Below are 24,780 nucleotides of genomic sequence, written 5' to 3' on the forward strand. Positions count from 1 at the left end.
CTCCGGTTTCAAACGTAAAGGATGTCTCCGGTCTGTACCGGGGCAAGCCCCCTCCTACAGGGGATTCCGGTGATCTTCAGTGGTCACTCCCATTCAACCACTCTTGGTTCATCGTCTCGCTATCCCCCAGGTAGTCCAGCAACCAACTCATCGCCGGGGACAGTTTGTTCTGTGCCCAGGCCACGCATGACGGGCTGGCCGGGAACGGCCGGCGCAGTTGCAGCGCGACCAGCTCACCGCGTTCGATCCACGGCAACACCTGATGCGCCGGCGCCATGCCGACGCACAGGCCGTCGCGCAGGCAGTCAATGGCCGAGGCCCAGTTCGGTACCACCAGCCGGCGCTGGTTATCCAGGGTCCAAGTATCGCGCTTGGGCAGGTTGCGCGAGGTATCGGTCATGCACAGGGACGCGAACGGGCGCAGTTGATCGTCACTGAGCAAACCATCCTGCGCCGCCAGCGGATGTTTCGCGCTGACCACGCACAACCAGTTCAACAGGCCCATATCGCGAAATGTGAAGTGACTCGTCACCGGCACCGCGCTGGTGGCGCCGATCACGATGTCGGTGCGCTCATCGGCGAGGGCGTCCCACACGCCGTTGTACACCTCGTACTCCAGCAGCAATTCCACGTCAGGGAACTGCCGATAGAAATCCAGCACCAACTGCCGGCAGCGCTGGGGTTTGACGATGGAGTCCACCGCGACCTTCAACTGGCCGCTCCAGCCATTGGCCACTTGCTGGCACAGGCGCCGTGTACCGAGCATGGTTTTCATCACGCCGCGGGCTTCGTCTATAAATAGACGGCCGGCCGCGGTGAGCTCGACGTCGCGATGGCGCCGCACGAACAAGGGCACGGCCAGCCACTCTTCCAACTGACGCACCGTGTAGCTGATGGCCGACGGCACGCGGTGCAATTCCTGGGCGGCGGCGCTGAAGCTGCCATGGCGTGCGACGGCATCGACCACATCCAGGGAGTATTCGGACCACATGGCGGTTGCCTTCAAATTAATTGATAGAAGTGTCCAATTATTATCGCTTCACAGAGAGGCTGCCAGCTTCATAATGGGCAGCAGTCAGCAAATAGTTTGATGGCAGGTTCAACAAGGCTTCAATGAAAAATTCTTTTGGTTTCACCTGGTACCTGGCGGGGCTGAGCATGCTCGGTTATCTCGCCATGGACATGTACTTGCCGGCGTTCGGCGCCATGGGCGAGCAATTACACATCGGCGCGGGCGCGGTGGGCGCCAGCTTGAGTATTTTCCTCGCGGGCTTTGCCGTGGGGCAGTTGTTGTGGGGGCCGTTGTCTGACCGACTGGGGCGCAAACCGATCCTGCTCACGGGCCTGAGCCTGTTCGTGCTGGGTTGCGTCGGCATGTTCTGGGTCGAGACCGCCACGCAACTGCTGGCACTGCGTTTTATCCAGGCGATTGGCGTGTGTTCCGCCGCCGTGAGCTGGCAGGCACTGGTGATTGACCGCTACCCGGCCGACAAGGCTCACCGCGTGTTCGCCAGCATCATGCCGCTGATGTCGTTGTCGCCGGCCCTGGCGCCGCTGTTGGGGGCCATGGTGCTGAATCACTTTGGCTGGCAGGCGATTTTCGCGGTGTTGCTGGGCGTGTCGCTGCTGTTGCTGCTGCCGACTCTGTTCCTGCGCACGGCGCCGAAACGGCTGGCGGAGGAAGGCGAACCGACGCGCCTCGGTTATGGACAACTGCTCGGCTCGCGCGTGTTCACCGGCAACGTCATGATCTTTGCTGCCTGCTCCGCCAGTTTCTTCGCCTGGTTGACCGCCTCGCCGTTCATCCTCGGCGATATGGGCTACAGCCCGAATGACATCGGCCTGAGTTATGTGCTGCCGACCCTCGCGTTCCTGATCGGAGGCTACAGCTGCCGCAGCGCGTTGCAGCGATTCCAGGGCAAGACGCTGTTGCCCTGGCTGCTGGTGGCCTACTGCATCAGCATGCTGGCGTTGTACCTGGTCGCCACCTTGAGCGTGCCGACCCTGACCACCTTGCTGATCCCGTTCTGCCTGATGGCGCTGGTCAACGGCGCCAGTTATCCCATCGTGGTGGCGAATGCGCTGATGCCGTTTGCGGAAAATTCCGGCAAGGCAGCGGCGCTGCAAAACACCCTGCAACTGGGCCTGTGTTTTCTCAGCAGCCTGTTGGTGTCGTCGATGCTCGAGCAGCCGCTGCTGATCACCGTGATCGTGATGCTGGCGACCGCGCCGCTGGCGGTGCTGGGTTACTGGTTGGCGCGGCCGAAAACCGATGATTCGCAATTGGCGAATGCTTGATCTGACAGGTGGGTGCTGGATTGCCTGCGCTGCATCAGGTTTACCGAGCCGATGCGATCGCAGGCAAGCCAACCCCCACACTTGATTGCGGCTTTTTCAGTGTCTTGAGCGGTAGATCCTAGAACGTCACTTCCATATTCAGCGTGGGTGTCGACGTGCGACTGCCCCGACCGCCGTCCACGCCGAACTTGTTATGCCAGTACTCGTAGCCCACTCCGAGGTACAGGTTCGGCGTTACGCGCTTGCCGGGTCGCACCGCGACCATCAGCGCGCTACGCATCAGCGTTTCCGCTGCGGTATCGCGGCCGTGGAAGTCCTCGCCCTTGTTGCCGACATGGTTGATAAACCCCTGGAACTTGGCCGCGTGGCTGCCGATCTCGAACGGACGCATCCACGTCAGGTTGAGCATGTAGGTGTCGTCGAAGGTATGGTCCGACTCTTTCGCGCCGGGAATCCCGCTGTGATTGCGTTCTTTGTAATACATCAGGCTCAGGTCCAATACGCCGACGGTGTTGAACTTCAAGGTCGGGCCGAGCACCAGCGCGCGTTTTTTCGCCGAGGCAAAGTTGTTGTTGCGGTTGGCATCGAAGCCCAGGGTCAGGGCGTAGTCCTTGATCAACCCGGTGCCCAGCGGCGTATCGAAAACGCGAGAGGCATACAACTGGTGTCGGTATACCGCATACACCTCACTGCCGCCGTGGTCGGTGCCCTTGCGCGGGTCGCGGCTGTCGGACAAAAACACATCGAGGTTCAGAAAGTTGCTGCCGTACTGGTAGCCACTGGCGTGGGTGACGCTGTAGATGCGCTTGCTGAATGCGTCGGGGTTGTTCGGGTTGGTGAATTGCTGGCCGTAGCGAAATCCTACGCTGTTGTTCATCCATTCCAGCGCGACAGCCTCCCCGCCGCCGAGGAGGGTCAATGCAACGGTTGCGCCCTGTAATGCCTTTTTCATTGTTTTAGGTCCTATGGCGTTCTGGCTCATGACGGCCGGATTGTTTTTGTAACGCCGGTGGAGGGTATCTTGTTCGAATGATTGTATACAACTCTATGGACATCTAGTCTCGGTATTGCATACAGTGGCGCCACAACAAAAACAGAGAACCCCTCACCATGACTATCCCGAAGGCGTCATCGCAACGACCCGAAGATGAGAATCTCGGCGTCGCCGCCAACATGGCTTACGGCCTGCAGCATGTGCTCACCATGTACGGCGGCATCGTTGCCGTACCGTTGATCGTCGGCCAGGCGGCCGGGTTGTCGCCGGCGGATATCGGCCTGTTGATCGCCGCGTCGCTATTTGCCGGCGGCCTGGCCACGTTGTTGCAAACCCTTGGCCTGCCGTTCTTTGGTTGTCAGTTGCCGCTGGTGCAGGGCGTGTCGTTTGCCGGCGTGGCGACGATGGTGGCGATTGTCGGCAGTGATGGCGCCGGTGGGGTGCCGGCGATTCTCGGGGCGGTGATGGCTGCGTCGTTTATCGGGCTGCTGATCACGCCGGTGTTCTCGCGGATCACCCAGTTTTTCCCGCCGTTGGTGACCGGCATTGTGATCACCACCATCGGCCTGACGCTGATGCCGGTGGCCGCACGCTGGGCCATGGGCGGCAACAGCCGCGCGGCGGATTTCGGCAGCATGGCGAACGTCGGCCTGGCCGCGTTGACCCTGTTGCTGGTGTTGTTGCTGAGCAAGATCGGCAGCGCGACGATCTCGCGGTTATCGATCCTGCTGGCGATGGTGATCGGCACCGTGATTGCGGTGTTCCTGGGCATGGCGGACTTTTCCGGCGTGACCCAGGGGCCGATGTTCGGCTTCCCCACACCGTTCCATTTCGGCATGCCGACCTTCCATGTGGCCGCGATCATTTCCATGTGCATTGTGGTGATGGTGACGCTGGTGGAGACTTCGGCGGACATCCTGGCCGTGGGCGAGATCATCGACACCAAAGTCGACTCCAAACGCCTGGGCAATGGCTTGCGTGCCGACATGCTGTCGAGCCTGTTCGCGCCGATCTTTGGTTCGTTTACCCAGAGCGCGTTCGCCCAGAACGTCGGCCTGGTGGCGGTCACCGGGGTGAAAAGTCGTTTTGTGGTCGCGACGGGCGGGTTGTTCCTGGTCGTCCTCGGCCTGCTGCCGTTCATGGGGCGGGTGATTGCGGCAGTGCCGACCTCGGTGTTGGGCGGTGCCGGGATCGTGTTGTTCGGCACCGTGGCGGCCAGCGGTATTCGCACACTGTCCAAGGTGGATTACCGCAACAACATGAACCTGATCATCGTGGCCACGTCCATCGGTTTCGGCATGATCCCGATTGCCGCGCCGAGCTTCTACGATCATTTTCCCAGCTGGTTCGCGACCATTTTCCATTCGGGCATCAGTTCGTCGGCGATCATGGCGATCTTGCTGAACCTGGCGTTCAACCACTTCACCGCCGGCAATTCGGACCAGCAGTCGGTGTTTGTGGCCGGGACTGAGCGCAGCCTGTGTTTCCAGGATGTGGCCGTCTTGCGCGAAGGCGATTACTTCAGGGGCGGCAAGCTGTTCGATGCCGAAGGCAAGGAGATTCCACTGGTGGCCGAAGTGCCGAGAAAAACCGCGAAGGCCGAGACCAGCGAGGTTTAAAACGGTGGCAGCGGGTTTGCTCGCGATGGCGGTCAGGCGCTGACTGAACCACCGCCATCATGAGCAGGCCCGCTGCCACATTGCTCGTCAGCTTGCTTTGAGGGCCTTGTGCGGCACTGAACAGGCCTCATCCAAAAACTTCACCACTGTCCCCATGCACGCCTGGCGCTCTTCGACATGGGGCATGTGGCTGGAGTCTTCAAACAGCGCCCAGCGCACATCCGCGATTTCATCCAGGAACGGCTTGACCACCAGCGGCGTGGCTTCGTCATGCCGGCCGGAAATCACCAGGGTCGGCACCCTGATTGCCGACAGACGGCCAATCACGTTCCAGTCCTTCAAACTGCCGATCACATGGAACTCGGTCGGGCCGCTCATGGCGTGGTACACGGTCGGGTCTGCATCGACCTGGGCGAACGTGCGCGCAACCTCGTCCGGCCATGGGTTGACCCGGCAGACGTGCTGGTCGTAGAAAATCCGCGAGGCGGCGAGGTATTCCGGGTCCTGGTAGGTGCCGGCGGCTTCATGCTTGAGCAAGGTTTCATGCACGCCTTCGGGCAGCAACTGACGCAGGCGGTTGGCTTCGCTGACCCAGGTACGCATGCAGGTGGGCGAGTTGGCCGGGATAAACGCACGCAGGCCCTTGGGTTGCAGAATCGCGTGTTCGCTGCCGAGCATGCCGCCCCAGGATTGCCCGAGAATCGCGTAGTCCTGGCTGATTTGCAGGTGGTCCAGCAGGTTGTTCAGTTCGTCGAGGAACAGGCTGACAGTCCAGAAGGACGGGGCTTTGTCGGGCAAGTGCGTGGAGCGGCCGTTGCCCAGTTGGTCGTAGTGGATGACGGCGTGACCACTGGCGGCGACGTCCTTGAAGGCATCGACGTAATCATGGGTGCAGCCGGGACCGCCGTGGATGATCACCAGCGGTGTACGGCCCGAGGCCAGGTCGCCGGTGACGCGATACCAGGTCTGATAGGGGCCGAAGGGCGCAAACCCTTCGCGGACTTTTTCGATGAATTCCATTTCGTATCCTGCTTTGAAAAAAAAGTATCAGGGACACGATAATCGGCACGCGACGTTTAGGTAACTAGCAAAACAGCTAGGTTTTGCCGAAGGGTCAATCTTCCAGCAAGCGGTAATGAGTGGCGCGCACCACGGCCTGTACGCGATTTTTCGCCCCCAGTTTGTGCATTGCCGAGGCAAGATGCAGGGTGACGACCGCCAGCGAGCGGCTCAGCTGCGTGGCGATTTCGGCGGCGGTCAGGCCGTCGGCGGCCCATTTCAGGCACTCGCGCTCGCGTTTGGTCAGACGGATATGCGGGTAGGTGCGTAGTTCATTGCTGAACAGTGGGTAGGCCGCTTCCTGCAGGGCATGGGAAATCAGGCCGAAATCCGACAAGCTCTGTTGCGCGTCCTCCAGCACCGTATGCGCCTTGCCGGTGCGCAAGCCGGTCAACGATGCGAAGCCGCCCCGGGGCAGATGAATCGGCACGCTGACGCCGCAGGTCAGTTGCTGGTCATGCAGGTAAGACGAAACGGGGGCGTGGCACGGGTCGATGATCTTCTGCAGCGCCGTCTGCGCCTTGGCCTCGTAGGACCAGACAAACGGCGACACCGTATTCAAGGCCAGGTGCTGCACCGGATCGATCTGGTAGAACCCTTCGCCGCACCACAAGGCATGCCAATCGGAAGGCGTGTTGCGCAGTTGTAGCACCGAAGGTGTGATCAACGTGCCGTTGAGGTCGATGGGCACTGGCGAGTAGTCATACACCAGCGCATCGAAACCCAACTGTTGGGCTAGGATAAACGCGTTGTCCATCTGCTCGTCCAGGCTCCTGCCCGGCATGAGACGGTGATTGAAGGCAGTTAGCTTGGCCAGCATCCGTTCTGCTCCCGAATTCATATGAATCTCGACTTGCTGCAAGTAGAATGCCACGCCCCGGCGAAGGACTGCCAGGCCAAACCTATAAGAAATACTAGGTTATGGATGCACGGCATCCTCGGTAGCTTATGGCCTCATAAGCGGCCGCAACCCGCCAGGCCGATACCACACAAGGAACGTATGCATGTGGCGTGAAATAGCCCCCGACCAGCAGTACACCGTGCAAGTCGATGGCCATGACCTCGCGGTCTACAGCTTTGGCGAAGGCGATGAGGTGCTGTTGTGCCTCAACGGCGGGCCAGGGCTACCGTGTGACTATTTGCGCGACGCCCATGGCTGGCTCAAAGAGCATGACCTGCGAGTGGTTGCATTCGACCAGCTTGGCACCGGTGCTTCAGCCAGACCGACCGATGTTTCCCTGTGGGAAATCGGCCGTTATGTCGAAGAAGTCGAAACCGTGCGCCAAACCCTGGGCCTGGGCCGTGTGCATTTGCTCGGGCATTCCTGGGGCGGCTGGCTGGGCATCGAATACGCCATCCATTACCCCGATGCGCTGAAAAGCCTGATCCTGGAAAACACCGTCGGCGACATTCCGCACCTCTCCCAGGAACTCGAACGCCTGCGCGGCGCCCTCGGCAGCGAAACTGTGGCGATGATGCAGCGCCATGAAGCCATGGGGACGCTGGATCATCCGCAGTACCAGGCCGCGATCACCTTGCTCAATTATCGCCATGTGTGCCGCCTGGACGAATGGCCGGCGCCGCTCCGGCGCTCCCTCGACGACTGGAACATGGGCCCCTACGCAACCATGCAGGGCCCCAACGAATTTCTGTATATCGGCAACCTCAAGGACTGGAACCGCATCGCCGAGATGGCCGATTTCAACATGCCGATGCTGATCACCACCGGCCAGCACGACGAGCTCACCCCGGCCTGCGCCCTGCGCATGAAACTGGCCGCCCGGCACGCCGAATTGCATGTGTTCCGCAACAGCAGCCATATGCCATTTTACGAAGAGCCCCAGGCGTACTTCCCGGTACTGCTGGACTTCCTCGCTCGTCACCGAGGCTGACGGATGAACCTGGCGCGCTACCGCTTCGTGCTGACCCGGCCGCTGCAATTGCTGCCGGTGCTGTTCGGCATCAGCCTGATCACCTTCGTGCTGGTGCGCTCGATTCCCGGTGACCCGGCGCGCGCGCTGCTCGGCTCGCGCAGCACGCCGGATGCGTTGCTGAAGATCCGCGCACAGTTCGGGCTCGACCAGCCGCTGTGGCTGCAATATTTTTACTTCTTGAAAAACCTGCTCAAGGGCGACCTCGGCCAATCGCTGTTGTACAAGGTCGATGCGTTGAAGCTGATCGTCACCCGTATCGAGCCGACCCTGGTGCTGGTGCTCGGCAGTGTGCTGCTGGCGCTGCTGATCGCAGTGCCGCTGGCCACCGTCGCGGCGCGGCGCAAAGGCGGCTGGGCGGACAACCTGATCCGCGTGTTCACCACCGTCGGCCTGGGCATGCCGGCATTTTGGCTGGGGTTGATGCTGATCCTGCTGCTTAGCGTGCAATGGGGCCTGTTTCCGGTGTCCGGCTACGGTCGCACCTGGCTGGACAAGGCGCACCATATGGTCCTGCCGTGCCTGACCATCGCCCTGGCCCTGTCGGCGGTGCTGGTGCGCAACCTGCGGGCGAGCATGTTGATGGAGTTGCAGGCGGACCATGTCACCGCTGCCCGGGCGCGCGGGTTGTCGGAAGCGGCGGTGTTTCGCCGGCATGTACTGCCCAATTCCCTGGTGCCGACGGTCAACCTGCTGGCGGTGAATATCGGTTGGCTGATCAGCGGCACGGTGGTTATCGAAAGCCTGTTCGCCATTCCCGGCATCGGCCAGTTACTGGTGCGCGGCATCTTTACCCGCGACTACATGGTGGTGCAGGGCGTGGCCATGGTGCTGGCCTGTGCGACGGTGGTGGTCAACTTCGTCGCGGATGTGGTGACCGTCGCCCTCGACCCACGGGTGAAGATGCAATGAGCACTCGTCCACTGATCGCGCCATGGCGCCTGCGCCTGCGCTTTGGCTTGCGCGACGGGCGGCTGACCGCCGCGTGGGGCTTGCTGATTCTGTTGACGTGGCTGGGCCTGGCGTTGTTTGCGCCGTGGCTCGCGCCGTTCGACCCGATCGCGCAGAACACCGATCTCAGCTTGCTCGGGCCGAGCCTGGGCCATCCCTTCGGTACGGATAATTATGGCCGCGATATTCTCTCGCGGGTGATCTGGGGCGCACGCATCGACCTGCAATTGGCGATTGTCGGGGTGATCTTCCCGTTCATGATCGGTACCTTTATCGGCGCGGTCTCCGGCTATATCGGCGGACGTTTCGACAGCGTCTGCATGCGCGTCATCGACGTGATCCTGGCGTTCCCGTTCCTGGTGTTGATGCTGGCAATCATGGCCATCCTTGGTCCGGGCTTGAAGAGTTTCTATATCGCCATGGCGTTGGTGGGCTGGGTGTCGTATGCGCGGTTGATCCGCTCGCAGATCCTGGTGCTCAAGGAAAGTGACTTCGCCCTGGCGGCCAAAAGCCTCGGCTTTGGCCATGGGCGCATTCTGTTCCGGCACTTGCTGCCGAATGCGATGTTTGGCTCGATTGTGTTTTCCATGTCTGACGCGGTGCTGGTGCTGCTCAACGGCGCAGCGGTGAGTTACCTGGGCCTGGGCGTGCAACCGCCGACCGCCGAGTGGGGAACGATGGTCGCCGAAGGGCAGGCCTTCATTACCACCGCCTGGTGGATCTGTACTTTTCCGGGGCTGGCCATTGTGACCCTGGCCATGGGCTTCAGCCTGCTGGCCGATGGCGTGGCGCAAGTGTTGGGAGAGCGCCCATGAGCCTGCTGCAAGTGCGCGACCTGAGCGTGATCGCCAACAATGCCGGGCGCGACGTGACCCTGGTCGACCGCATCTCCTTCGACCTGGCCGAAGGCGAGATCCTCGGCCTGGTGGGCGAAAGCGGCTCGGGCAAGACCATGGCCTGTCGCGGGCTGATCCGCCTGTTGCCGTCGCCCAACCTGCGCGTGCAGGGCGGCGCGGTGCGCCTGGCCGGCCAGGACTTGCTGCCACTGGACGACGCAGGCATGCGCGCAATCCGTGGCGGGCAATTGGGCATGATCTTCCAGAACCCCAGCAGCCACCTCGACCCGCTGATGCGTATCGGCGAACAGATCGCCGAGGGCATCCGCCTGCATCAAGGCGCGTCGAAAAAAGACGCGCGCCGGCAAGCCATCGAGGTGTTGCGCCAAGTGGGCATTCCCGATCCCCAGGCGCGGGTCGACAACTACCCCCACGAGTTTTCCGGCGGCATGCGCCAGCGCGCCATGATCGCCGTGGCATTGGGCTGCAACCCGACAGTGCTGATTGCCGACGAACCCACCACGGCCCTCGATGTGACCGTGCAGGCGCAAATCCTGCGGCTGTTGCTGGAGCTGCGCGACCAGCGTGGCTTGTCGATCATCATGATCACCCACGACCTCGGCGTGGTGGCGCAAACCTGCGACTCCATCGCGGTGATGTACGCCGGGCGCCTGTGCGAGCACGCCAGTAAATACGAGTTGCTCGCCCATCCCCGACACCCTTACACCGCGGGGCTGATCGATTGCCAGCCGGCCCACAGCAGCGGCCACGCCTTGCTGCGCACCATTGCTGGCCAGCCGCCGTTGCTCGATGCGTTGCCCGTCGGGTGCCGCTTCCACCCGCGTTGCCCGCAAGTCGGCAGCCTGTGTCGCGAACGCTTGCCGGAAGGTGCGCGGGTGGCCTGTCACTATCCGTTGGGAGATCGCCCATGAGCCTGTTGCAGATCAAGGACCTGGAGGTGCGGTTTGCCGCGTCCGGCAGCGGGATGTTCGGCCTGCACAAACAGTGGGTGAGGGCGGTCAACGGTGTGTCGCTGAACCTGGCGGCGGGCGAGACCCTGGGGCTGGTGGGCGAATCCGGCAGCGGCAAAAGTACCCTCGGCCGGGCGATTCTGCACCTCAACCCGATCAGCGCCGGGCAGGTGCTGTTTGACGGCATCGACATGGCCCACGGCAGCGCCGTCGACATCGCCCGCCTGCGCCATGAAACCGCGATGATCTTCCAAGACCCGTATGCCGCGCTGAACCCACGCCACACCATCGGCGAAACCCTTGCCGAAGTGTTGCGGGTGCAGCACAAAGTCGCGCCGCAGCAGATCGCGCGGCGTGTCGACGAATTACTCGAGCTGGTCGGCCTGCGCCCTGAATTGGCCGCTCGCAAGCCCGGCTCCCTCAGCGGCGGCCAGTGCCAGCGAGTCGGCATCGCCCGGGCGCTGGCGGTGGAGCCGCGCTTGATCGTTGCCGATGAATGCGTGGCGGCACTGGATGTCTCGATCCAGGGGCAAATCATCAACCTGTTGCTGGAGCTGCAACAGCGCATGAACCTGGCGATCCTGTTCATCGCCCATGATCTGGCCATCGTGCGCCGCCTGTGCGACCGCGTGGCGGTGATGTACCTGGGCCAGATCGTCGAGGAGGGGCCGGTGGAAGCGGTCTTCACTTCACCGCGTCACCCGTATACGGCGGCGTTGATCCAGGCGATTCCCGAGATCGATCCGCATCGGCCGTTGCCCACAGAGCCCTTGCCCGGCGAGCCGCCGAGCCCGCTGAATTTGCCTACAGGCTGTGCTTTTCACCCGCGTTGCCGGTATGCCCAGGCCATGTGTTCCGTGGTGTTGCCGCCGACCCATTTCCTGCACGAGCATCGGTACAGTTGCGTGCTTGAAGAACCTTTGCTTTGACCCCTGCCATTCTTGAACAACCGCCGTTATAAACAAGGAGTTATGACATGCAATCGCGCCACTTGAAGTTGCTCGCCGCCGCCACATTGACCGCCTGGTCGCTGACCGCCGGTCTTGCCCAGGCTGCCGGTGTTCTCACCATCGGTTGCCGGGAAGACAGCACCACGTTCGATCCGATCAAAAGCGCGCAAAACCGCGACACCTGGGTCTTTGCCAACGTCTACGACACCCTGGTGCGCGTGGACAACCTGGGCACCAAGATGGAGCCGGGGCTGGCTGAAAGCTGGGAGATTTCCAAGGACGGCCTGACGTACACCTTCAAGCTGCGTGCGGCGAAGTTCTCGGATGGCTCGCCGATCACCGCAGAAGATGCGGCGTTCAGCCTGTTGCGCATCCGCGACAACAAGGCCTCGCTGTGGAGCGACCCGTTCAGCCTGATCGACACGGCCAAGGCCGCCGACCCGCAAACCCTGGTGGTAACGCTGAAGACCCCGGCGGTTGCCTTCCTCTCGCAACTGGCGTCGCCGACGGTGTCGATCCTGTCGGAAAAGGCCATGAGCAAAATGGGCGAAGACGCCTACGCGGAAAACCCGGTGACCTCCGGCGCGTTTACCGTGGGCGAATGGCGCAAGGGCGATCGGGTGATCCTGAAGAAAAACCCGAACTTCTGGCAGGCCGGGAACGTCAGCCTGGATGGCGTGGAGTGGGTCTCGGTGACCGACGACAACACGCGCATGCGTATGGTGCAGAACAACGAGCTGGACACGGCGATCTTCGTACCGTTCTCCCGGGTTGAAGAACTGAAGAAAGACAAAAACGTGGTGATCCATTCCGACCCGTCCACCCGCGAAGATCACCTGCTGATCAACCACGAGCATGGCCTGCTGGCCAAGCCGGAAGTACGCCAGGCGCTGGACATGGCCATCGACAAACAATCGCTGGTGAAGACGGCCACTTACGGTCAAGGCACCGTGGCTTATTCCTACATCCCCAAAGGTTCGTTGTACCACTACGCCAACAACCCGCAGCGCCCGTATGACCCGACCGCGGCGAAGAAACTGCTGGCCGACGCCGGCGCCAAGGACTTGAAGCTGAACTATGTGGTCAACGCCGGCAACGAAGCCGACGAGCAGATCGCGGTGATCATCAAGGACCAGTTGGCCAAGGTCGGCGTGACGGCCAACCTGCAGAAAGTCGACCCGACCCAAAGCTGGCAGATGCTGGTGGACGGTGAGTACGATATTTCGGTGATGTACTGGACCAACGACATCCTCGATCCGGACCAGAAGACCACCTTCGTGCTGGGCCACGACACCAACCAGAACTACATGACCCGTTACAGGAACGACAAGGTCAAGGAACTGGTCGCCGCCGCACGCATCGAGGCCGACCCGGCCAAGCGTGAGCAGATGTATGTCGACCTGCAGAAACTGGCGAAACAGGATGTGAACTGGATCGACCTGTATTACAGCCCGTACATCAACATCTCACGCAAGAATGTGAGCAACTTCCTGCAAAACCCACTGGGTCGCTTCACCCTCGAGGAAGTCGTGAAAAACTAAAGAACACCGCTAAATAAATGTGGGAGGGGGCTTGCCCCCGATAGCAGGGTGTCAGTCACTGCATCTGTGACTGACCCACCGCTATCGGGGGCAAGCCCCCTCCCACAGGTGTCGGCCGTTACTGCGCGTCGAACGCCTGTCCATTGATCCCGGTACTGTCCGGCCCCATCAGGTACAGGTACACCGGCATGATGTCTTCCGGCGCCGGGTTGTCGGCCGGGTTTTCCCCCGGGTACGCCTGGGCCCGCATGCTGGTGCGCGTGGCGCCGGGGTTGATGCTGTTGGCCCGTACTGGCGCAACGGTGTCGAGCTCGTCGGCCAGGGTTTGCATCAGGCCTTCGGTGGCGAATTTCGATACGCCATAGGCGCCCCAATACGCCCGGCCCTTGCGCCCGACGCTGCTGGAGGTGAACACCACCGAGGCGTCCTGGGACAGCTTGAGCAGCGGCAACAGCGTGCTGGTCAGCATGAACATCGCGTTGACGTTGATGTGCATCACCCGCATGAAGTTCTCACCGGACAACTGCTCGATCGGCGTGCGTGGGCCGATGATCGAGGCGTTGTGCAACAGGCCGTCGAGGTGGCCGAATTCCTTTTCGATCATCGCCGCCAGCTCATCGTATTGATGGGGCAGGGCGGTCTCCAGGTTGAACGGGATCACCACCGGTTGCGGGTGGCCGGCGGCTTCGATCTCGTCGTACACCTGGGCCAGGTTGGCTTCGGTCTTGCCCAGCAACAGCACGGTCGCGCCATGGGCGGCATAGGTTTTCGCCGCCGCCGCGCCAATCCCGCGACCGGCACCGGTCACCAGGATGACGCGGCCTTTGAGCAGTTCGGGACGTGCAGAGTAATCAAACATAAATAGCCTCGACAAAATTCACTAGGTGACCAACACCGAGCTGGAAAACACTGAAGATCCAATGTGGGAGGGGGCTTGCCCCCGATTGCAGTGTGTCATTCAACACATTCATTGACTGAACCACCGCAATCGGGAGCAAGCTCCCTCCCACATTGGGGCTTCATAGGTCAGCAAGACCGGTCAAGCATCAGCAACTGCACAGCGCGTTATCCAGCACCTTGCGCAATTCCAGCGGGTGATCCACCACCACATCCGCGCCCCAGTGACGTGGGTTGTCGTCCGGGTGGATGTAGCCATAGGTGACCGCCGCCGTGCGGGTGCCGGCGTCGCGGCCGGACTCGATGTCGCGCAGGTCATCGCCGACGAACAGCACGCTGGCCGGGTCCAGGTTGAGCATCTGGCACGCCAGGATCAGCGGCTCCGGGTGCGGCTTGCTGTTCGTCACGTGGTCTGGGCAGATCAGCAGCGCCGAGCGCTCGGCCAGGCCCAGCTGCTGCATGATCGGCTCGGCAAACCGCAGCGGTTTGTTGGTGACCACGCCCCAGATCAGCTTGGATTTTTCGATGTCTGCCAGCAGCTCGGCCATCCCGTCGAATAACGCGCTGTGGATCGCGCAGCCCTTGAGGTAGCGTTCGAGGAACTCCAGGCGCAGTTCTTCAAAGCCCGGGGATTCCGGGTCCATCGAGAAGGTCACGGCGACCATCGCCCGCGCGCCGCCGGAGATTTCATCGCGGATATGCTGATCGTTGATCGGCGCCAGGTCACGGTCGGCGCGCATCGCCTGGCAGATGGCGATAAAGTCCGGCGCGGTGTCCAGCAGGGTACCGTCCATATCGAAGAGAACCGCTCGCAACTTCACAGGCTTACTCCTCGCGCAGGGTCTGGATCATGTAGTTGACGTCGACGTCGCTGGCCAGCTTGTAGTGCTTGGTCAGCGGGTTGTAGGTCAGGCCGATGATGTCCTTGACGCTCAGCCCGGCCTGACGGCTCCAGGCGCCCAGCTCGGAAGGGCGGATGAATTTCTTGAAGTCGTGGGTGCCGCGCGGCAGCAGCTTCATGATGTATTCGGCGCCGATGATCGCGAACAGGTAGGCCTTGGGGTTGCGGTTGATCGTGGAGAAGAACACCTGGCCGCCGGGCTTGACCATGCGGAAGCAGGCGCGGATCACCGAGGAGGGGTCCGGCACGTGTTCGAGCATTTCCAGGCAGGTGATCACGTCGAACTGCTCGGGCATTTCCTCGGCCAGGGCTTCGGCGGTGATCTGGCGGTATTCGACGTTCACCCCGGATTCCAGCTGATGCAACTGGGCCACGGCCAACGGCGCTTCGCCCATGTCGATCCCCAGCACGGTGGCGCCGCGCTGGGCCATGGCTTCGCTGAGGATGCCGCCGCCGCAACCGACGTCCAGCACCTTCTTGCCGGCCAGGTTGATGCGTTCGTCAATCCAGTTGACCCGCAGCGGGTTGATGTCGTGCAGGGGTTTGAACTCGCTTTCGCGGTCCCACCAGCGGTGGGCCAGGGCTTCGAATTTGGCGATTTCGGCGTGGTCGACGTTGCTCATGGTGGTTCCTCTAAATCGGATAAATCGGTTTGTCGGCCCTGAACACGGGTTCAGGGCCGGCGTTATTCGCGGTGCCCGCTGATGCGCTGGCCCCAGGCAATGGCCATGGCGGTCAACTGTGGTTCATCCATGCGGGTCAATTGCCGGTTGTCGAGCAACTGCTTGCCGGCGACCCAAAGGTGTTTCACGCTATCGCGTCCGGTGGCATATATAAGCTGTGAGACCGGATCGTAGATCGGTTGTTGCGCCAGCCCCGAAAGATCAAAGGCGACGATATCCGCCGCCTTGCCGACCTCCAACGAGCCAATCTCGCCCTCCAGGCCCATGGCGCGGGCGCCGTTGAGGGTCGCCATGCGCAAGGCGCGATGGGCATCCAGGGCGGTCACCGAACCGGAGACGGCCTTGGCCAGCATCGCGGCGGTACGGGTTTCGCCCAGCAGGTCGAGGTCATTGTTGCTGGCGGCGCCATCGGTACCGATGGCCACATTGACGCCAGCCTGCCACAGACGCTCCACCGGGCAGAAGCCGCTGGCCAGTTTCAGGTTCGATTCCGGGCAATGGATGACGCTGGTGTTGCTTTCTACCAGCAAAGCCAGGTCGTCCTCGCTGATTTGGGTCATGTGAACGGCCTGAAAGCGCGGGCCCAGCAGGCCAAGCCGGCCGAGGCGCGCCAATGGGCGTTCGCCGGTCTGCTCGACAGACTGTTGTACCTCGAACGCGCTCTCGTGCACATGCATATGGATCGCCGCGTCCAGCTCCTCGGCGATCACCCGGATCTTTTCCAGGTTGGCATCGCTCACGGTGTAGGGCGCGTGGGGGCCGAAGGTGATCTTGATGCGCGGGTGATGCTTGAGGTCGCCGAACAACTCGATGCCCTGGCGAATCGCCTCGTCGGCGCTGCTGGCGCCGGGAATCGGGAAGTCGAGGATCGGAATCGCGATCTGCGCGCGCATCCCGCTGTTGTGGACGCAATCACTGGCGACCTTGGGAAAGAAATACATGTCCGAGAAGCAAGTAATGCCACCCTTGAGCTGTTCGGCGATGGCCAGGTCGGTGCCGTCGCGCACGAAGGCTTCATCGACCCACTTGGTCTCGGCGGGCCAGATGTGTTTTTCCAGCCAGGTCATCAGCGGCAGGTCATCGGCCAGGCCGCGAAACAGGGTCATCGCCGCGTGGCCGTGGGCGTTGATCAGGCCGGGGCTGAGCAGCATGCCCGGCAGCTCGCGCACTTCACTGGCGGAAAGTTTCAGCGCCGCGGCCCGCGGGCCGATAAAGGCAATGCGCCCATCGCGGATGCCCAGGCCATGCTCCTTGAGCACCACGCCGGCGGGTTCGACAGGTACCAGCCACGTCGGCAGTAGCAATAAGTCGAGCGGGGCGGCAGTGGAGGTCATCGCAGGCTTCTTCCCGGGCAGCAATAAAAGAAGGGCGAAGTATACCCGAGCGTCCTGGCTGGCGGATCGCTATAATCGGCGGCTTTTGTTCATGAGTGCGGGGTGAGGGATGCGCGATCGACTGTTGGCTGCGGAGAAAGTGAAGGCCATCGATTGGCGCGATGGCGCACTGCACCTGCTCGACCAGCGTGTTTTGCCGTCCCGGGAAAGCTGGGTGACCTGCTCCACGGTCGATGAAGTGGCCGCGGCCATACGCTCAATGGTCGTGCGCGGCGCAGCGGCCATCGGCATCAGTGCCGCCTACGGCCTGGTACTCGCCGCCCGCGAACGGATCGCCGAGGGCGATGACTGGCAGGCTGGATGGGAAGAAGACTACGCACTTTTGGCCGATACCCGCCCGACCGGCGCAAACCTGCTCTGGGCCCTCAAACGCATGCGCGACCGCCTGGACCGTCTCAAACAGCACGCCGACCCGCTGGCGGTGCTGGAGGCCGAGGCCATCGCGATCCATGAGAGCGACCGCGAAGCCAACGTCGTCATGGCCCAGTTGGGCGTCGAGCGGATTCGCAAGCACCAGGGCAACGCCCAGGCGATCCTGACCCATGGCAACGCAGGCGCCCTGGCCACAGGAGGCGTCGGCACGGCCCTCGGCGTGATCCGCGCGGCCTTCCTGGAGGGGCTGGTCGAGCAGGTATATGTCAACGAAACCCGGCCATGGTTGCAAGGTTCGCGGCTGACGGCGTGGGAATTGGCTGGCGAGGGGCTGCCCGTCACGGTCAATGCCGACTCGGCGGGCGCGCATATCCTCAAGACCAAAGGCGTGACCTGGGTGATCGTCGGCGCCGACTGCATTGCGGCCAACGGTGATGTGATCGGCAAGATCGGCACTTATCAATTGGCGGTGTGCGCGATGCACCATGGCGTGCGTTTCATGGTGGTGGCGCCGAGTTCGACCCTGGACCTGATGATGGCCTCCGGCGATGACGTGGCCCTGGAAGAGCGCGCTGCGGGCGAGTTGCTGGACGTCGCCGGGCAGCGCTTCGCTGCGGATGTGAATGCCTTCAATCCGGTGTTTGATGTGACCCCGGCCGACTTGATCGACGTAATCGTGACCGAAAAGGGTATTGTCGAACGGCCCGACACGGCCAAGCTCGCCAAGTTGATGTGCCGTAAACGCCTGCATTGAGGGCTTTGGTGGTTGTTAGATTGCCATCGGGAGCAAGCTCCCTCCCACATTTGACGGTGTTCACAATTTGAGTGTGGCAGGGGGCTTGCTCCCGATTGGCCTTGAAAGGCTATGGTTTCTTCGGATCTGCCGCGCAAAAACAGCACCACCCCGGCTCTAAGCCCCTCTCGTCGTCCTCAAGCCTGTCATCCGTCAACTTACTATGCTCCATGCCCATCAGGGGGATAGGTGCGTGGCGGCGATTGTGATAACATCCGGCGGTTTCCAGGGTCGCCCCGAGGGGCTGCCTTTAACGTGCAGATCCGTGTCATAACTCGTTGATTTGTCGTAAGTCGTTGCCAGGCACCATGCCGGCAGCGGCGAGCTTCGTTCGTCCCATATGGATGTGACGAGGTTTCACCCGAAAAAGGAATCAGGCTTCTCATGGGCGAACTGGCCAAAGAAATCCTCCCGGTCAATATCGAAGACGAGCTGAAACAGTCCTACCTCGACTACGCGATGAGCGTAATTGTCGGTCGGGCACTGCCTGATGCGCGCGATGGCTTGAAGCCCGTGCACCGGCGTGTGCTGTTCGCGATGAGCGAGCTGGGTAACGACTGGAACAAGCCGTACAAGAAATCTGCCCGTGTTGTCGGTGACGTGATCGGTAAGTATCACCCTCACGGCGACACTGCGGTGTACGACACCATCGTTCGGATGGCCCAGCCGTTTTCCCTGCGCTACCTGCTGGTAGACGGCCAGGGCAACTTCGGTTCGGTCGACGGCGACAACGCCGCGGCCATGCGATACACCGAAGTCCGCATGACCAAGCTGGCGCACGAGCTGCTGGCCGACCTGCACAAAGAAACCGTGGACTGGGTGCCGAACTACGACGGCACCGAAATGATCCCGGCGGTCATGCCAACCCGTATTCCCAACCTGCTGGTCAACGGCTCCAGCGGTATCGCCGTGGGCATGGCCACCAACATCCCGCCGCACAACCTCGGTGAAGTCATCGACGGTTGCCTGGCCCTCATCGACAACCCCGAGCTGACCGTCGATGAGCTGATGCAATACATCCCGGGCCCGGACTTCCCGACCGCCGCGATCATCAACGGTCGCGCCGGCATCATCGAAGCCTATCGCACCGGCCGTGGCCGCATTTACATGCGCGCCCGCTCGATCATCGAAGACATCGACAAGGTCGGTGGCCGCCAGCAGATCGTCATCACCGAGCTGCCTTACCAGTTGAACAAGGCGCGTCTGATCGAGAAGATCGCCGAGCTGGTCAAGGAGAAGAAGCTCGAAGGCATCACCGAGCTGCGCGACGAGTCCGACAAGGACGGTATGCGCGTCGTGATCGAGCTGCGTCGTGGCGAAGTGCCTGAGGTGATCCTCAACAACCTCTACGCCCAGACCCAGCTGCAAAGCGTGTTCGGTATCAACGTCGTGGCCCTGATCGACGGTCGCCCGCGCATCCTGAACCTCAAGGATCTGCTGGAAGCCTTCGTCCGTCACCGTCGCGAAGTCGTGACCCGCCGCACCGTGTTCGAACTGCGCAAGGCCCGCGAGCGCGGCCACATCCTGGAAGGCCAGGCGGTTGCGCTGTCGAACATCGACCCGGTCATCGCCCTGATCAAGGCTTCGCCGACCCCGTCGGAAGCCAAGGAAGCGCTGATCAAGATGCCGTGGGAATCCAGCGCCGTGGTGGCGATGGTTGAACGCGCCGGCGCCGATTCCTGCCGTCCCGAGACCCTTGACCCGCAATACGGTCTGCGCGACGGCAAGTACTTCCTGTCGCCGGAACAGGCCCAGGCCATCCTCGAACTGCGCCTGCACCGCCTGACCGGTCTGGAGCACGAGAAGCTGCTGGCCGAGTACCAGGAGATCCTCAACCAGATCGGCGAGCTGATCCGCATCCTCAACAGCGCCGTGCGCCTGATGGAAGTGATCCGCGAAGAACTGGAAGTGATTCGCGCCGAATACGGCGACGTGCGCCGCACCGAAATCCTCGATGCGCGTCTCGACCTGACCCTGGGTGACATGATCCCGGAAGAAGAGCGCGTCGTGACCATCTCCCACGGTGGCTATGCCAAGACCCAGCCATTGGCTGCGTACCAGGCCCAGCGTCGTGGCGGTAAAGGCAAATCGGCTACCGGCGTCAAGGATGAGGACTACATCGCTCACCTGCTGGTCGCCAACAGCCACACCACGCTGCTGCTGTTCTCCAGCAAGGGCAAGGTGTACTGGCTGAAAACCTACGAAATCCCGGAAGCCTCCCGTGCCGCCCGTGGGCGTCCGCTGGTCAACCTGCTGCCGCTGGACAGTGATGAGTACATCACCACCATGCTGCCGGTCGATGAATACACCGAAGGTCACTTCATCTTCATGGCCACCGCCAAGGGCACCGTGAAGAAGACCCCGCTGGAATCCTTCAGCCGTCAACGCAGCGTGGGCCTGATCGCCCTGGAGCTGGATGAAGGCGACGTGTTGATCTCCGCAGCCATCACCGATGGCGAGCGTGAAGTCATGCTGTTCTCCGATGGCGGCAAAGTGACGCGCTTCAAAGAATCCGACGTGCGTGCCATGGGTCGTACCGCCCGCGGTGTGCGCGGGATGCGCCTGCCGGAAGGGCAGAAGCTGATTTCCATGTTGATCCCGGAAGAAGGCAGCCAGATCCTCACCGCTTCGGCGCGTGGTTATGGCAAGCGCACCGCCATCAGCGAGTTCCCGGAGTACAAGCGTGGCGGCCAGGGCGTTATCGCCATGGTCAGCAACGACCGCAACGGCCGTCTGGTTGGCGCGGTACAGGTACTCGATGGCGAGGAGATCATGTTGATTTCCGACCAGGGCACCCTGGTGCGTACCCGTGTCGCTGAGGTATCGAGCCTGGGCCGTAACACCCAGGGCGTGACGCTGATCAAGCTGGCCAACGACGAAACGCTGGTTGGCTTGGAACGCGTCCAGGAACCGTCGGAAGTCGAAGGCGAAGAGCTGGAAGGCGAGGCATTTGACGGCGAGGTGATCGCAACCGGCGATGACAGCGTCGACGAGCCGACCCTCGACGCTGCCGCAGACGAAGAAGAACCGCAGGAATAAGCGGACAAACAGGGGGGGCGGATGAAGATTCGCCCCTTGTTGTTTGTCACCTTTGAAATATCAATGCTCCCCCTGTAGGAGCGGGCTTGCCCGCGAAAAACGCAAGATCACCGCGTTTATCCAGGATGCACGCGTTATCGTTGACGTTTTTCGCGGGCAAGCCCGCTCCTACAGGCAGCGTTAGCAGTTAATATTCGATTTATTGCACCACCCCCACCAGATCAGAGTGAGATTGGATGTGAGCAAGAGAGCCTATAACTTCTGTGCCGGTCCCGCGGCGCTTCCTGAAGCAGTCCTGCAGCGCGCGCAGGGTGAACTCCTCGATTGGCATGGAAAAGGCCTCTCTGTGATGGAAATGAGCCATCGCAGTGATGAGTTCGTGTCCATCGCCACCAAGGCCGAGCAGGACCTGCGCGACTTGCTGGACATTCCCTCCGACTACAAGGTGCTGTTCCTGCAGGGCGGCGCGAGCCAGCAGTTCGCCCAGGTGCCGCTGAACCTGCTGCCCGAAGACGGCACGGCCGATTACATCGATACCGGTATCTGGTCGCAGAAAGCCATCGAAGAAGCTGCGCGCTACGGCAACGTCAACGTCGCCGGTACCTCCAAGCCTTACGATTACTTCGCGATTCCAGGTCAGAACGAGTGGAAGCTGTCGAAGGACGCGGCCTACGTACACTACGTGGCCAACGAAACCATCGGCGGTCTGGAATTCGACTGGGTGCCGCAAGTGGGTGACGTGCCGCTGGTGTGCGACATGTCTTCGGACATTCTCTCGCGGCCGATCGATGTGTCCAAGTACGGCATGATCTACGCCGGCGCGCAGAAGAACATCGGCCCGAGCGGCATCCTGGTCAACATCGTCCGTGAAGACCTGCTCGGTCGCGCCCGCTCGCTGTGCCCGACCATGCTCAACTACAAGGTCGCGGCCGACAACGGCTCGATGTACAACACGCCGCCGGCGTTTGCCTGGTACCTCTCGGGCCTGGTGTTCGAGTGGCTCAAAGAGCAGGGCGGTGTTGCCGCCATGGGCAAGCTCAACGAAGTGAAGAAGCGCACCCTGTACGACTTCATCGACGCCAGCGGTTTGTACAGCAACCCGATCAACCTGACCGACCGCTCGTGGATGAACGTTCCGTTCCGCCTGGCCGACGACCGTCTGGACAAGCCGTTCCTGGCCGGTGCCGAGGCGCGCGGCCTGCTGAACCTCAAGGGTCACCGTTCGGTGGGCGGCATGCGCGCCTCCATCTACAACGCTGTCGATATCAATGCCATCAACGCGTTGGTGGCCTACATGGCAGAGTTCGAAAAGGAACACGGCTAATGTCTGAGCAAGAACTCAAGGCCCTGCGTGTACGCATTGACAGCCTGGACGAGAAAGTCCTGGAGCTGATCAGCGAGCGCGCGCGCTGTGCCCAGGAAGTGGCGCGGGTGAAGATGGCGTCCCTGGCGGAAGGCGAAGTGCCGGTGTTCTACCGCCCGGAGCGTGAAGCCCAGGTGCTCAAGCGCGTGATGGAGCGCAACAAGGGGCCGTTGGGTAACGAAGAGATGGCGCGGTTGTTCCGTGAAATCATGTCTTCCTGCCTGGCGCTCGAGCAGCCGCTGAAAGTGGCTTACCTCGGCCCGGAAGGCACCTTCACCCAGGCGGCAGCGATGAAGCACTTCGGTCACGCGGTGATCAGCAAGCCTATGGCAGCGATCGACGAAGTGTTCCGTGAAGTGGCGGCCGGCGCGGTGAATTTTGGCGTGGTGCCGGTGGAAAACTCCACCGAAGGCGCGGTCAACCACACCCTGGACAGCTTCCTTGAGCACGACATGGTGATCTGCGGCGAAGTCGAGCTGCGCATCCACCACCATTTGCTGGTGGGTGAAAACACCAAGACCGACAGCATCAGCCGTATCTACTCCCACGCCCAGTCCCTGGCCCAGTGCCGCAAGTGGCTGGATGCCCATTACCCGAATGTCGAGCGCGTGGCGGTGTCCAGCAACGCCGAAGCGGCCAAGCGGGTCAAGGGCGAGTGGAACTCGGCGGCGATTGCCGGCGATATGGCGGCGGGCCTGTACGGCCTGACGCGCCTGGCCGAAAAAATCGAAGACCGCCCGGACAACTCCACGCGCTTCTTGATGATCGGCAGCCAGGAAGTGCCGCCGACTGGCGACGACAAGACCTCGATCATCGTCTCCATGAGCAACAAGCCCGGCGCGCTGCATGAACTGCTGGTGCCGTTCCATGACAACGGGATTGACCTGACGCGCATCGAGACTCGTCCTTCGCGCAGCGGTAAATGGACCTACGTGTTTTTTATCGACTTCATCGGCCATCACCGTGATCCGCTGGTCAAAAGCGTGCTCGAGAAAATCAGTCAGGAAGCCGTGGCACTCAAGGTGCTGGGCTCTTACCCGAAAGCGGTTTTGTGAGGCGTTAACATGAGTGGCAACTTCCTCGCCCTGGCGCAGCCGGGCGTGCAACAACTGTCGCCTTACGTTCCAGGCAAGCCTGTGGACGAGCTGGCGCGTGAGTTGAACCTGGACCCGGCGAAGATCGTCAAGCTGGCCAGTAACGAGAACCCTCTGGGTCCAAGCCCCAAGGTGCTGGCGGCGATTCGTGAAGAGCTGGCCGAGCTGACCCGTTATCCGGATGGCAACGGTTTTGCCCTCAAGTCCCTGCTGGCGCAGAAGTGCGGGGTCGAGCTGAATCAGGTGACCCTGGGCAACGGCTCCAACGACATTCTTGAACTGGTCGGTCGTGCCTATCTGGCGCCCGGCCTGAACGCCGTGTTCAGCGAGCATGCGTTTGCGGTCTACCCGATCGTCACCCAGGCCGTCGGTGCCGATGCGCGGGTGATTCCGGCCAAGGACTGGGGTCACGACCTGCCGGCCATGCTGGCGGCGATCGATGCACAGACCCGCGTCGTGTTTATCGCCAACCCGAACAACCCGACCGGCACCTGGTTCGATGCACAGGCACTGAACGACTTCCTACAGGATGTGCCGGAACATGTGCTGGTGGTGCTGGACGAGGCCTACATCGAGTACGCCGAAGGCAGCGACCTGCCCGACGGCCTGGATTTCCTCGCGGCCTACCCGAACCTGCTGGTCTCGCGCACGTTCTCCAAGGCTTATGGCCTGGCGTCGCTGCGCGTCGGCTACGGCCTGTCGACGGCGGTGGTGGCTGATGTGCTCAACCGTGTGCGTCAGCCGTTCAACGTCAACAGCCTTGCCCTGGCGGCGGCCTGCGCAGCGTTGCAGGATGCCGAGTACCTGGAAGAAGGGCGTCGCATCAACGAAAGCGGCATGCTGCAGTTGCAGGCAGGCTTTCGTGAGCTGGGCCTGGGCTGGATTCCGTCCAAGGGCAACTTCATCTGCGTCGATCTCGGCCAAGTGGCGGCCCCGGTGTTCCAGGGCTTGCTGCGCGAAGGCGTGATCGTGCGTCCGGTGGCCAACTACGGCATGCCGAACCACCTGCGCATCACCGTCGGTCTGCCGGCTGAGAACAGCCGCTTCCTGGAGGCGCTGGCCAAGGTTCTGGCCCGTGGTTGATGTCACTGCAT

Annotated in this window: 21 protein-coding genes; 13 read left to right on the forward strand and 8 right to left on the reverse strand. The window is 62.0% G+C overall.

What is annotated here, in order from left to right; translation table 11 throughout:
- Positions 1 to 76 precede the first annotated feature (76 nt).
- Positions 77 to 991, reverse strand: a complete 915-nt coding sequence (punR, locus tag NR164_RS05550; protein WP_169863925.1) for a DNA-binding transcriptional activator PunR — start codon at positions 989 to 991, stop codon at positions 77 to 79.
- 122 nt (positions 992 to 1,113) lie between these two features.
- On the opposite strand from punR, the gene punC reads away from it, so the two are divergent.
- A complete protein-coding gene (punC, locus tag NR164_RS05555) occupies positions 1,114 to 2,298 on the forward strand; it encodes a purine nucleoside transporter PunC (protein ID WP_017848869.1) in 1,185 nt (394 codons plus the stop codon).
- A 118-nt stretch (positions 2,299 to 2,416) separates the two neighbouring features.
- Here the strand turns inward: punC and NR164_RS05560 are convergent, their stop codons facing one another.
- Complete coding sequence (locus NR164_RS05560; RefSeq protein WP_046384292.1) at positions 2,417 to 3,250, reverse strand: hypothetical protein; 834 nt, start codon at positions 3,248 to 3,250, stop codon at positions 2,417 to 2,419.
- Between the two features lie 158 nt (positions 3,251 to 3,408).
- Here NR164_RS05560 and NR164_RS05565 point away from each other — a divergent pair, with 158 nt between their 5' ends.
- Positions 3,409 to 4,911, forward strand: a complete 1,503-nt coding sequence (locus NR164_RS05565) for a nucleobase:cation symporter-2 family protein (RefSeq protein ID WP_108524372.1) — start codon at positions 3,409 to 3,411, stop codon at positions 4,909 to 4,911.
- An 87-nt stretch (positions 4,912 to 4,998) separates the two neighbouring features.
- Here NR164_RS05565 and NR164_RS05570 read toward each other — a convergent pair whose 3' ends face one another.
- Positions 4,999 to 5,931, reverse strand: coding sequence for a proline iminopeptidase-family hydrolase (locus tag NR164_RS05570; RefSeq protein WP_256822435.1), 933 nt, complete (start codon positions 5,929 to 5,931; stop codon positions 4,999 to 5,001).
- A gap of 94 nt (positions 5,932 to 6,025) precedes the next feature.
- Positions 6,026 to 6,790 (reverse strand): LuxR family transcriptional regulator, encoded by a 765-nt coding sequence (locus NR164_RS05575; protein ID WP_046384289.1) that lies wholly within the window; start codon positions 6,788 to 6,790, stop codon positions 6,026 to 6,028.
- Between the two features lie 184 nt (positions 6,791 to 6,974).
- Here NR164_RS05575 and NR164_RS05580 point away from each other — a divergent pair, with 184 nt between their 5' ends.
- The 6 genes from NR164_RS05580 to NR164_RS05605 are packed head-to-tail and all read left to right on the forward strand — an operon-like array spanning position 6,975 to position 13,150.
- Entirely contained in the window at positions 6,975 to 7,862 is an 888-nt protein-coding gene (locus NR164_RS05580) for a proline iminopeptidase-family hydrolase (protein WP_017848864.1), read from the forward strand.
- A 3-nt stretch (positions 7,863 to 7,865) separates the two neighbouring features.
- Positions 7,866 to 8,813 carry an ABC transporter permease gene (locus tag NR164_RS05585; RefSeq protein ID WP_046384288.1) on the forward strand — a complete coding sequence of 316 codons (948 nt, stop codon included), beginning with the start codon at positions 7,866 to 7,868 and terminating at the stop codon, positions 8,811 to 8,813.
- A complete protein-coding gene (locus NR164_RS05590) occupies positions 8,810 to 9,667 on the forward strand; it encodes an ABC transporter permease (protein ID WP_017848862.1) in 858 nt (285 codons plus the stop codon). The genes NR164_RS05585 and NR164_RS05590 overlap by 4 nt, the downstream gene beginning before the upstream one ends.
- Positions 9,664 to 10,620: an ABC transporter ATP-binding protein gene (locus NR164_RS05595; RefSeq protein ID WP_256822438.1), complete on the forward strand. Its 957-nt coding sequence runs from the start codon at positions 9,664 to 9,666 to the stop codon at positions 10,618 to 10,620. The genes NR164_RS05590 and NR164_RS05595 overlap by 4 nt, the downstream gene beginning before the upstream one ends.
- Positions 10,617 to 11,588, forward strand: coding sequence for an ABC transporter ATP-binding protein (locus NR164_RS05600; protein WP_126587945.1), 972 nt, complete (start codon positions 10,617 to 10,619; stop codon positions 11,586 to 11,588). Before NR164_RS05595 ends, NR164_RS05600 begins: the two co-directional genes overlap by 4 nt.
- Positions 11,589 to 11,635: 47 nt before the next feature.
- Entirely contained in the window at positions 11,636 to 13,150 is a 1,515-nt protein-coding gene (locus tag NR164_RS05605) for an ABC transporter substrate-binding protein (protein ID WP_256822440.1), read from the forward strand.
- A 118-nt stretch (positions 13,151 to 13,268) separates the two neighbouring features.
- Here the strand turns inward: NR164_RS05605 and NR164_RS05610 are convergent, their stop codons facing one another.
- From NR164_RS05610 to NR164_RS05625, 4 genes are all read right to left on the reverse strand, one after another.
- Complete coding sequence (locus NR164_RS05610) at positions 13,269 to 14,009, reverse strand: YciK family oxidoreductase (RefSeq protein WP_128192170.1); 741 nt, start codon at positions 14,007 to 14,009, stop codon at positions 13,269 to 13,271.
- A gap of 187 nt (positions 14,010 to 14,196) precedes the next feature.
- On the reverse strand, positions 14,197 to 14,868 hold the full coding sequence (gene mupP, locus NR164_RS05615) for an N-acetylmuramic acid 6-phosphate phosphatase MupP (RefSeq protein WP_026140262.1): 672 nt from the start codon (positions 14,866 to 14,868) through the stop codon (positions 14,197 to 14,199).
- 4 nt (positions 14,869 to 14,872) lie between these two features.
- Entirely contained in the window at positions 14,873 to 15,571 is a 699-nt protein-coding gene (ubiG, locus tag NR164_RS05620) for a bifunctional 2-polyprenyl-6-hydroxyphenol methylase/3-demethylubiquinol 3-O-methyltransferase UbiG (protein WP_017848856.1), read from the reverse strand.
- A 62-nt stretch (positions 15,572 to 15,633) separates the two neighbouring features.
- Positions 15,634 to 16,965, reverse strand: a complete 1,332-nt coding sequence (locus NR164_RS05625; RefSeq protein WP_046384283.1) for a TRZ/ATZ family hydrolase — start codon at positions 16,963 to 16,965, stop codon at positions 15,634 to 15,636.
- Between the two features lie 109 nt (positions 16,966 to 17,074).
- Here NR164_RS05625 and mtnA point away from each other — a divergent pair, with 109 nt between their 5' ends.
- The 5 genes from mtnA (at position 17,075) to hisC (ending at position 24,769) form a co-directional block, all read left to right on the forward strand.
- A complete protein-coding gene (gene mtnA, locus NR164_RS05630) occupies positions 17,075 to 18,151 on the forward strand; it encodes an S-methyl-5-thioribose-1-phosphate isomerase (protein ID WP_104903669.1) in 1,077 nt (358 codons plus the stop codon).
- 423 nt (positions 18,152 to 18,574) lie between these two features.
- On the forward strand, positions 18,575 to 21,229 hold the full coding sequence (gene gyrA, locus NR164_RS05635; RefSeq protein ID WP_017848853.1) for a DNA gyrase subunit A: 2,655 nt from the start codon (positions 18,575 to 18,577) through the stop codon (positions 21,227 to 21,229).
- 238 nt (positions 21,230 to 21,467) lie between these two features.
- The gene (gene serC, locus NR164_RS05640) at positions 21,468 to 22,553 is read left to right on the forward strand and encodes a 3-phosphoserine/phosphohydroxythreonine transaminase (RefSeq protein ID WP_046384280.1); all 1,086 of its coding nucleotides are present in this window, start codon (positions 21,468 to 21,470) and stop codon (positions 22,551 to 22,553) included.
- The gene (gene pheA, locus NR164_RS05645) at positions 22,553 to 23,647 is read left to right on the forward strand and encodes a prephenate dehydratase (protein WP_017848851.1); all 1,095 of its coding nucleotides are present in this window, start codon (positions 22,553 to 22,555) and stop codon (positions 23,645 to 23,647) included. The genes serC and pheA overlap by 1 nt, the downstream gene beginning before the upstream one ends.
- Before the next feature lie 9 nt (positions 23,648 to 23,656).
- Positions 23,657 to 24,769 carry a histidinol-phosphate transaminase gene (gene hisC, locus NR164_RS05650; RefSeq protein WP_017848850.1) on the forward strand — a complete coding sequence of 371 codons (1,113 nt, stop codon included), beginning with the start codon at positions 23,657 to 23,659 and terminating at the stop codon, positions 24,767 to 24,769.
- Positions 24,770 to 24,780: the final 11 nt, after the last annotated feature.

The sequence above is a fragment of the Pseudomonas sp. Pse79 genome (genome assembly GCF_024519615.1).
Lineage (GTDB): Bacteria > Pseudomonadota > Gammaproteobacteria > Pseudomonadales > Pseudomonadaceae > Aquipseudomonas > Aquipseudomonas veronii.